Origin of the sequence: Microseira wollei NIES-4236 (assembly GCF_020521235.1) — a bacterium.
GTDB classification, from domain to species: Bacteria; Cyanobacteriota; Cyanobacteriia; order Cyanobacteriales; family Aerosakkonemataceae; genus Microseira; species Microseira wollei.
In genome coordinates, this window is record NZ_BLAY01000137.1 from 21,648 (window position 1) to 27,647 (window position 6,000).

The window sequence follows — 6,000 nt, forward strand, 5'->3', positions numbered from 1 at the left end:
ACAAGCATCAAGAAATCAAGCATCAACTCAAATTCTGCGGTAGGGGAGTTCGATTTAAGCGAGAAATTAGAATAAAGTACCCACAGAACATTAATAGAATCAAGGACATAGCCCTCAAATAATTTATGCTCGGATCGCTCACAATGTCGTCGGTCTCATTCCCAGAACTATTTCCCACTATCCGCCACCGTTTTTACATACTGTTTAACCGCAATTATAACGCTGAAAACAGTCTCACCATCTCGTACATCTTTTTCAATTATAGCGCGCCTGACTAATGATTGGATAGCCTTGAATAATTCAGCGCGCGGTACTTGAGATTTATCTAACAGTTGGCGAAGGGAAACGGGTGTGTTTTCCTTGTTAAAAAGAGCGATCGCCTGTTTTTCTATCTCGGACAACCTCTGATAATGCTGCTGCAAAATCAGCGTCAATTCATCGCATAAAAACACTGGTTCATAGCTCAAATATTGAGATACTCTACCGCTAAATAAGTTGTTGGTTTGAGCAACTAATTTTAACCAGAGGGGATTACCTTGATACAGGTTAATCAATTCTGACCATTGCTCCTCATCCAATAAACCCTTTTCTCTCAGAAGTTCTGTTGCTGCTTCACCTAAACCAGTTAACTGTAATAAACAGACTGCTGAATTATCGTCGGTGAATGTGAGGATGTCTAAAGGGGGTTCCCAACTATTGAGGATTAAGCAGCTGTTGTGGGGGATTTCGCCGATGAGTTTAAATAAGGTTCCGTAGTTTTCATATCCGGGTTTATAATAGCCTGCAAGTTGCCCGCTGCTGAGAATTTGCTGCACGTCATCTAAGATGATGAGACAGCGATAGTCGCGCAATAATTCTATCAGCATTGAAAGCTGAGAATCCGTGTTAGCGGGGAGGTTAATTTCTGGTTGATTCGAGAGAAATTGAATCAGGTTTTTGAGGGTTGTTTCCAGGGGTGGGGAAGTGCGGAGACTCCGCCAGATGATGCAATCAAATTGACTTTGAATTTGCCGGATGACGTGGCGGACGATCGCGCTTTTTCCTATTCCTCTCATGCCTGAGATGGCGACTAAACGGCAGTGTTGGTGTGCGATCGCACTTTGGAGGATGCTCAAAGGAGAGGGGGTGCGATCGTAGAAGGTTTTGATATCAGGTGCATCTCTTAAATCAAATCGCGGTTTTTGTTGGGTGTCACCTCTGTCTGAAGTTTGTGTATTGGGTGAGTGTTGTCTGACTCCTGGGGTATGTCTTGCCTCTCCGCAGAAGGTATTGATGTTACCAACATTTACAACGTCATTGAAATTGGCAACGTTACAACTTTGATACCTTTCCATTGTTGCTCTAAAGTTAGTCTTTTTAAGATTTTTATCAGTTATTGTTTCTGAGAATAGCCTGAATAATTTTGATGCTACTTTCTTAACGTGAGTCTCGCTACAGTTGCAAGCTTTTGCTATCTCCAAGTATTTTTTTCGTTCCCAAATCCCCCTGTAGCCTTTTGAATGTCGTCAAGATATTTTCCTGTCTTGTTCAGCGCTAGTTCATCTGCTAATTTTAAGACTTCTTGAACATCCATAGGCTGCGGCGAGGTATAATTTTTTACCATTCTCCTACTTTTTCCTACTTTTTGCCACCTTATGGAACTGAATCCTGTGCTTAATTATTTTATTGCCGAGCATAATAAAATCAAAATTAGATACCAAAAGATACCTTTTAGAATGGGCAAAAATCTAAATTATAAATATAACTGTATAAAAGGAATAAAATGTGAGAGATATGTTGAGATCATCTTGCCTAACTGCACTAATGTCTTCCGTAGTCTGCGCTTTAGTAGCAACTAGCGCGATTGGAGAAGCTGCTTTCGCAACCCCACTACTACCAGGACAAAGACGAGTAACCTACAAGATTTCTGACATAAACCAGTTTGATGCAGACGGCTTTTGTAGGGATCGGTAGGGAAGAAATACATCTGCTCGTCTGGAGCGTCAAAATGACGTTGTTATCTGTGGATCGCGGCAATCTACTATACAAACTCAAACGGGTGTGGGAGCGGGAAAAGATGGAGCAACTGTTACAACAAATATGACAATAAATAACCCTGAGTGGAGAGAGAATCGTCATCATCTCAATGAGGTTTGTGACTATAAGCATCCAACCTACGGTACTTGGGTTGGGGATGGGGGACATTCTTGTTACGATAGCTACCGGACATGGTAGACTCAATATCCACCATGTGGGTTGGCTGAAAGGTTGACAAAAAAATTAGGGGGAAAAGGCGATTTTGCAAAACAGGTTCGCCGTCCCTCAATCCAATTTCCAAACTCGCAATTGCTTTGTCATATCATGTCCGTTGAATCACCCGTAATAAAACCTCACCGCGTTGCTGCGTAGGGACACGGCAGGATAGAAATCTCGGAAAAACAGATAACGTTAATGATGCCGTGTCCCTACTCCTAATTAAGGGTAATCGACCGGACATTATATCAGATGTTGGCGGATTTGATCTCCAGTCGAGTCTGTACCATCGGTCGTTCTAATGGGGACGCAGAGAAAAAGAAGAAAGAAAAGTAATTTCGATGCTAAAGGATTCGATCTAACAATATCTTTGGCATCTGTTACAGATTGTTTGGTAAAAACCACCCATACTAAAATCTCCTTTCAAACTCAATTACTGCTCTTGTATCGCCAGAAAAATCAGTGGAACCGCGTAAGAGAAACTCGTTATTAATTCGATAGCGCAAGTTGAATTGAGTCGGCTGATTGCTGGTTAAAATCCTCAACACCGAAGCGGATAAATTATTAGTAATATCAATCCCAGCTTCTGCTGCTAAACCTAGCGTTGAGTTACTTTGGTCGCGACCGCGTTCGGAAGTAATCGCTGTGGGAAATATCCGCAATTCACTTAAACCGATAGCTTGACCAATTGAACTAATTGTGCTTTGAAGACCGGGCAATATGACCGATCCGGCTAAGTTAGCAAGTCCCAAACTACTTTCGGTTCCCTGTCCCAAAGTTTGGATAAATCCACCACCAATTAAGGATACAATTTCCTCACGGGTGCGCTGTGGATTGCTGGTTAATTCCAGGTTATCAGTAATTTGACTCGCGGGGCCAATAATTGTGGCTTGAATGCGAACCGTCCGCAATGCACCGGCGTCGGTAGAAAGGTCGTCGCTAATTTCTGAGGCGACGTTGGTAGAGGGAAGGCGACTGCGGGTGACTTCTGGAACGGTAGTTGTTAACCGCACATTCAGCAGCGGATCGAGTTTTCTGTCGGGGGTAAATTCAGCGGTATTATTGTAACCTCGTGCTAGGTTAAATTGGGCGGCAAATAGATTGACTTGACCGCTTTCTAGTCGGATGATACCGTCAGGTTGAATGTTGTTTAAAGAGCCATTTATTGTTAGATTACCTCTGGCTTGGAAGCTGAGAATCGGAGGTTGGGCGACTGCTACACCCCGCCCTAAAGTTAACAGTAAATTATTGAATTCTGGGATAATATTGCCCTCGCCACCCGTACCGCCTCCACCCGCAGCAGGCGTACTCCCATCCCCAGCTTGGGACAAAAACACCCTACCATTGGTTAGTTCGACGCTGCCGCCAATTGTGGGAGGGTTATCGGGGTTTAACGCCGTGCCGGTAATTGCCACATTACCATTTGCCTGACCTTGGTACAGCCCTCTGAGATTGAGCGCCAGTTGGTTTAAAGTGACGGTAAGTGGATTTGCTGCATCGGGGTCGTTACGCGAAAGCGGACTGGTAATTGGTAGAACTCCCCCTAGGACTACTTGTCCTTGACTATACTGACCTTGTAGGGGTTCTTGAGGAGAGATGATGATGCGATCGCGTTCAAATCGCACCGTCCCCGTCACGTTTGTTAGCGGTTGCCCTTGCAGCAGTTGCGCGCGCAAGGTAGCATTTTGTACCGTCGCAAACCCTGTAAGTACGGGTTGTTGCAGGGTTCCTCCCACTTGCAGTTGTAGTTGTCCGACACCGGATACCCACTCGACTTGTCTTCGGGTGAATAAATTTAATAATGCCAAGCCTTCATTTTGCAAGCTTACGTCTAAGGTGATGCGATCGCTATCCGGTTTAACCGCAGCAAAAGGCAATTCGTAAGGCACGCTACCTCTAATATTAATCGGTTCTGGCCCCGCCACCAATACTTGCGATTGAAAGTCCAATCGGGCATTATTGTAATCGAAATCGGCTCGTGCAGATTGCACCTGAGTTTGATTGAGAGTTCCTCCGACTAATTCTAAATTGCCGCTGACTTGCGGGTTGGCTAAATTGCCGGATAATGTGGCGTTTGCATTTAAATTTCCGGTCAAATCGAAGGGTAAAGGCACAAAATTTCTTAGCACCGCGACGGGGAAGTTTCTAACTTCTAATTGCCCTGCTTGTTGTTGCAATCCCAAATTACCGGAAAACGCAAGTAGGGATTGTTCTGTTTCAATTCGCAAGGGGGAAACGGTAAAGATTCCATTCGCAAAACTGCCTTGGGCGATAACGCGGTCGAGTTTAATTCTATATTCATCCAAGCGCCAATTTTGACCTTGGAGGTTGTAGCTTAGCCGTAAATTTCTTAACTCGGATGGCGCAGCGTTGGCAACTTCGATGCTACCGCTAAAAGTTCCGGTTAATTTCTCTAAATCGTCTAAGGTAGGTAGGGGGGAAGCTTGACGGGCGATTTCCCGTTGTTGTTGTCGCAATGCTTCAATTTCGGAAAAGCGACGCAGTTGGTTTTCCAGGCGTTCTCCTGGTACGCCTACTGATGGTAATTGCACTGCTGCTGCTCTAGCATAACGTTGTCCGCGACCTTGTTCAAAGTCTAATAAATTAAACAACCGGGCGACTTTTAAAACTTCTTGAATATCGCCTTGGGTGACTTGAATTATCCCGTCAAATTGAGGTCCAGCAGGCGTTTGAATTAAACGTCCTGTAAAAGCATATCGACTGTCGCCCCGCTGCAATTCACCGCCGGTAATTTCTAATCTGCCGTTGCGATAGTTGAAACTACCGCCTGCAATTTGATATCCGGTGAGTTTGCCTATTTGGGCGTTTGAAAATGCAACGTTATTACCAGAAACGCTAAAGTCATTTAAGTTGAGGGTAAAGTTTCCGGAGACGGTTCCCGAAACTTGTTGGTTTGCTAATGCTGGCGGTAACCCAATTGTATTTCTTACCAATTCTATCGGCAAGTTTCGCAGGTTGGCGATTAATTCATCGCCTTGCATTCTACCTTCTGCTACAGCACCATCCCTTTGGATTAAGAAGGTTTCTGGACGGTTATTGCGGTCGAGTTGGAGGGCGATTCTGTCTCTTGTCCCCGCTAAATCTAATCCGACCCCTCTGCCTTGCTGCGTTTGAATATTTCCCCGCAAAGGCGATTCAAAGGCTAGGTTATTTACGACTAAATTCCGCAGTTCTAATTGCCCATTGACGTTGGGATTGGTTAGGGTTCCCGATACGCGACCGGAAAAGTCGGCACGACCTGCTAATGCTATATTATTGGGGAGATTTAGGGGAAGCGATCGCAAGTTCAAATCCTGCGCCGCCACATTTAAATCAAAGTTCCCAATTTGCGGCGTTCCGGCTGGATTAAATCTCACCGCAACGACTCCTCTAGCATTTAATCCCGGTGCTGTTGCTTGCTGAATTTGCAACTGCTGTCCGTTCCAGGAAAAAGTGGCAGCTAATGCGCCATCTATCGGGCCAATTCCTTGGGAGAAATTGGCAGTTCCTGCAACTTGAATATCGGCAGGTCTGAAGGAATTAACGTTACCGGCTAACTGGAGATTTTCTCCGTTGAGTTGTCCGCGTAATTGATTATTAATTCGGCTTAATTCGATGCCGGAAACATTGGCAACCGATGCTTGCCAGCGACCTTCGTTTAATTGTGCTTGTTGAATTTGGATATTGCCGCCGGCAATATTTAAGCTGCCTCTAGCTGAGGCTTGAATATCTTTTGGTTGGAATGAGTCTAGGCTACCTGCGGCTTGT

General features: G+C 44.9%; 5 protein-coding genes and 1 pseudogene. 1 reads left to right on the top strand and 5 read right to left on the bottom strand.

The annotated features are described in order from the left end of the window. Nucleotides 1–167: 167 nt before the first annotated feature. From MiSe_RS34185 to MiSe_RS34190, 3 genes and pseudogenes are all read right to left on the bottom strand, one after another. Complete coding sequence (locus tag MiSe_RS34185; protein WP_226588534.1) at nucleotides 168–1,334, bottom strand: NB-ARC domain-containing protein; 1,167 nt, start codon at nucleotides 1,332–1,334, stop codon at nucleotides 168–170. A gap of 48 nt (nucleotides 1,335–1,382) precedes the next feature. After that, nucleotides 1,383–1,460 (bottom strand): annotated as a pseudogene (locus tag MiSe_RS54470) (helix-turn-helix domain-containing protein); the annotation flags it as partial. Then, entirely contained in the window at nucleotides 1,451–1,603 is a 153-nt protein-coding gene (locus MiSe_RS34190) for a helix-turn-helix domain-containing protein (RefSeq protein WP_226588536.1), read from the bottom strand. The gene MiSe_RS34190 and the pseudogene MiSe_RS54470, both read right to left, overlap by 10 nt. Nucleotides 1,604–1,924: 321 nt before the next feature. Between MiSe_RS34190 and MiSe_RS34195 the strand changes: the two genes are divergently transcribed. Then, nucleotides 1,925–2,083 (top strand): hypothetical protein, encoded by a 159-nt coding sequence (locus MiSe_RS34195; protein WP_226588538.1) that lies wholly within the window; start codon nucleotides 1,925–1,927, stop codon nucleotides 2,081–2,083. Nucleotides 2,084–2,122: 39 nt separating this feature from the next. On the opposite strand, the gene MiSe_RS34200 is transcribed toward MiSe_RS34195, so the two are convergent. Continuing rightward, the gene (locus tag MiSe_RS34200) at nucleotides 2,123–2,317 is read right to left on the bottom strand and encodes a hypothetical protein (RefSeq protein ID WP_226588540.1); all 195 of its coding nucleotides are present in this window, start codon (nucleotides 2,315–2,317) and stop codon (nucleotides 2,123–2,125) included. A 325-nt stretch (nucleotides 2,318–2,642) separates the two neighbouring features. After that, a partial coding sequence (locus tag MiSe_RS34205) for a translocation/assembly module TamB domain-containing protein (protein ID WP_226588542.1) occupies nucleotides 2,643–6,000 on the bottom strand: 3,358 nt, incomplete at its 5' end.